Below are 3444 nucleotides of genomic sequence, written 5' to 3' on the forward strand. Positions count from 1 at the left end.
TGAAGCTGGAGGACCCGCGCCTGCCTATGATGATGGCCCGCCCGGCGGTGGTCGCCGATGCGCCCGAGGCCGAGCGGCCGTTCGTCTATCTGGCCCCTCAGGCGGGGACGGTGCTGATGTGGGAAAGCTGGTTGCGGCACGAGGTGCCGCCGAATGGGTCCAAGGCCGAGCGGATTTCGGTGAGCTTCAACTACGCCTGAAGACTGCCTCTCTCCAGCGCCTAGCGGAACAGTATCGCCCCCTCGGTGTTCGATATCAGGGGGCCGCCAAGGGAGAGAGCCATGCGGAACCTGATCAAAGTCACAGCGGCGGCGGCCATCGGTCTGGCCCTGACCGGCTGCGCCACGACCGACAACTATGCGTCCCAGTGCCAGCGCGACTATGCGCGCAACCGCCAGATGGCGACCGCCGCCGGCAGCCTGGCCGGCGCCGCGCTGGGGGCCGCCATCGCCGGAGAGGACGACCGCGAAACCGGCGCCGCCATCGGCGCCCTGGCCGGAGCCGTGATCGGCAGCCGGCTCTCGGCCGAGGACGATCCCTGCGGCTATGGCTTCGGCGGCTACAACCGCGACGGGCGGTATGGCTATGAGCGCGTTCCCTACGGGCGCTATTCCGGCCGCTACTAGGCAGCGTTACGAAATGGGGGTCTGACCGTCTTCCTTGCCCTCAAGGAGAGAGGGCGGCGCCAATCCGCCATGTCAGGCGGCTCGTGATTGCCCTCCCCTTCCCCAGACGCTACACCCCGCGCCATCTCCCCACACCCAGACGACAGGGCGCACGCACCTCATGGCGCAGCAGTATATTTTCCAGATGCAGGGTCTGACCAAGACCTTTCCCGGCGGCAAAAAGATATTCGAAAACATCTGGTTGAGCTTCTACAACGACGCCAAGATCGGCGTCGTGGGCGTCAACGGCTCGGGCAAGTCGACCCTGCTGAAGATCATGGCCGGACTGGATCCGGAGTTCTCGGGCGAGGCCAAGGCCGCCGACGGCATCAAGCGCGGCTATCTGGAGCAGGAGCCGCACCTGGATGACAGCCTGAACGTCTGGGACAACGCCATCGCCTGGTGCGAGGAAAAGAAGCTGGTCGACCGCTTCAACGCCGTGGCCATGGAGCTGGGCGAAAACTACACCGACGAGCTGATGGAGGAGATGACCGCCCTCCAGGAGTAGATCGACGCCGGCGACCTGTGGGACATCGACAGCCGGGTCGAGATGGCCATGGACGCGCTGCGTTGTCCGCCCAACGACTGGGAAGTCACCAATCTGTCGGGGGGTGAAAAGCGCCGCATCGCGCTCGCCCGCCTGCTGCTGTCCAAGCCCGACATGCTGCTGCTGGACGAGCCCACCAACCACCTGGACGCCGAGAGCGTCGCCTGGTTGCAGCACCACCTGGAGGCCTTCCCCGGTTGCGTCATCCTGGTGACCCACGACCGCTACTTCCTGGATCTGGTGACCAAGTGGACGCTGGAGCTCGATCGCGGGAAAGGCATCCCATACGAGGGCAACTACTCCAGCTGGCTGGAGCAGAAGACCAAGCGGGTGGTGCAGGAACAGTCTGAGTCCGAAGCCCGCCAGCGCGCCCTGACCCGCGAACTGGAATGGGTCCGTTCGGGCGCCAAGGCCCGTCAGGCCAAGTCCAAGGCCCGTCTGGCCGCCTATGAGCGCATGGTGACCGAGCAGGAGAGCATGCGCGGCGCCCAGACCCACGCGGTCATCCAGATCCCGCCCGGCCCGCGCCTCGGCAATGTCGTGCTGGAGGCCGAGGGCCTGCGGAAATCCTATGGCGACAAGCTGCTGTTCGACAATCTCAGCTTCAAGTTGCCCCCAAACGGCATCGTCGGCGTGATCGGTCCGAACGGCGCCGGCAAATCGACCCTGTTCCGCATGATCACCGGCCAGGAACAGCCGGACAGCGGCACCATCAAGGTCGGCGAGACGGTCAAGCTGGCCTATGTCGACCAGAGCCGCGACGACCTGGAGCCCAACAAGACCATCTGGGAAGTCATCTCAGGCGGCACCGATGTGATGATGGTGGGCAAGCGCGAGATCAACACCCGCGCCTATGTCGGCTCGTTCAACTTCAAGGGCGGGGATCAGCAGAAGAAGGTCGGTCAACTGTCAGGGGGAGAGCGCAACCGCGTCCACCTGGCCAAGACGCTTGCGACTGGCGGCAATCTGATCCTGCTCGACGAACCGACCAACGACCTGGACATCGAGACGCTTCAGAACCTGGAAGAGGCGCTTGAAGGCTTCGCCGGTTGCGCCGTGGTCATCTCCCACGACCGCTGGTTCCTCGACCGCCTCGCCACCCACATCCTGGCCTTCGAAGGCGACAGCCACGTGGAATGGTTCGAAGGCAACTTTGAAGCGTATGAGGAAGACAAGAAGCGGCGGTTGGGCACGGATGCGTTGATCCCGCACCGGATCAAGTTCCAGAAGTTCGGGCGGTAGTTGCCTAAAAGCTACCTTCGGAAACTTGTGCGGATAGCCGCACTGTGCCTCAATGACCCCTGTGATCCGGGGGGACATTGTGACTATTCTAATATCCAGCAGCAGGCGGATCGGTCCCACGGAGTCGATCTTCATCACCGACCTGGTGGGTTTGAGCATATCTGGCGCTTCTGGTTCAGGGCCGCTGTTGCTGAATAATGCCGGGCTCATTACCGTAAGTTCTAACAGCACCTCAATAGTAGCCGGGATCAATTTCCTTCGCGATTCGTTCTTTTCCAATGCCGTGTTCACGAATGAAGCGACTGGTGTTTTCAGAGTTCTAAGTACGGGGATAGGCAATCCGACCCTAGGGTTCACCGCAGACCAAGGATTTGGGGGCTGGAACGGTGATATGGTCAATGCCGGTTTGTTTGAGGTCATCGCCGTGTCTCAAGCAGTAGGCATTTACACCTCGGATATGTACTTCCGTTTCGAAAACTCCGGTACATTTCGTGTTAGTTCGAGCACCCAAGAAGCATGGGGTGTCTGGGCTATGAACGGAGCTACGGTTATAAACACCAATTTGATGGAGGTTGCTGGGCGCTCCGCGACAGGTGTTCTGCTTGAACGAAACTCCTCATTAGACAACAGCGGAACGATCAGGACTACAGCGCTTGTGGCCGGAGAAAGATCGGCTGCCGTAGTTGTTCGTGCCTCAGCAATAGAATCTTGCCGAATTATCAACTCTGGCCTCATCGACGGGTCCATCGCAATACTGGACGAAAGTTACCTGTACTCACCGGTTCAAAATGCCATTCAGAGGGTTGAAAACAGCGGGATAATCCGGGGCATCGTCGACCTAAGACACGGCGCAGACCAGTTGCTGAACTCCGGCCTGATAGAGGGCGAGGTCAAACTGGGATACGGCGACGACCTTTATGACGGACGGGGCGGGAGCCAAATTGGCGGCGTTTACGGGGGCTTTGGCGCCGACCGCCTCATAGGCGGTGA

3 protein-coding genes and 1 pseudogene are annotated in these 3444 nt (G+C 61.4%); all 4 read left to right on the forward strand.

Annotation, left to right across the window (positions count from 1 at the left end; genetic code table 11):
- Positions 1 to 200: TIGR02466 family protein (locus tag RMO97_RS12250; protein ID WP_310541353.1), on the forward strand; the 200-nt coding region annotated here is incomplete at its 5' end.
- Between the two features lie 81 nt (positions 201 to 281).
- Positions 282 to 626 carry a glycine zipper 2TM domain-containing protein gene (locus RMO97_RS12255; RefSeq protein ID WP_310541354.1) on the forward strand — a complete coding sequence of 115 codons (345 nt, stop codon included), beginning with the start codon at positions 282 to 284 and terminating at the stop codon, positions 624 to 626.
- A gap of 160 nt (positions 627 to 786) precedes the next feature.
- Positions 787 to 2454: pseudogene (gene ettA / locus RMO97_RS12260) on the forward strand (energy-dependent translational throttle protein EttA).
- Between the two features lie 52 nt (positions 2455 to 2506).
- Positions 2507 to 3444: hypothetical protein (locus tag RMO97_RS12265; protein WP_409035309.1), on the forward strand; the 938-nt coding region annotated here is incomplete at its 3' end.

The sequence above is a fragment of the Phenylobacterium sp. genome (genome assembly GCF_031425575.1).
Taxonomy (GTDB): Bacteria; Pseudomonadota; Alphaproteobacteria; order Caulobacterales; family Caulobacteraceae; genus Phenylobacterium.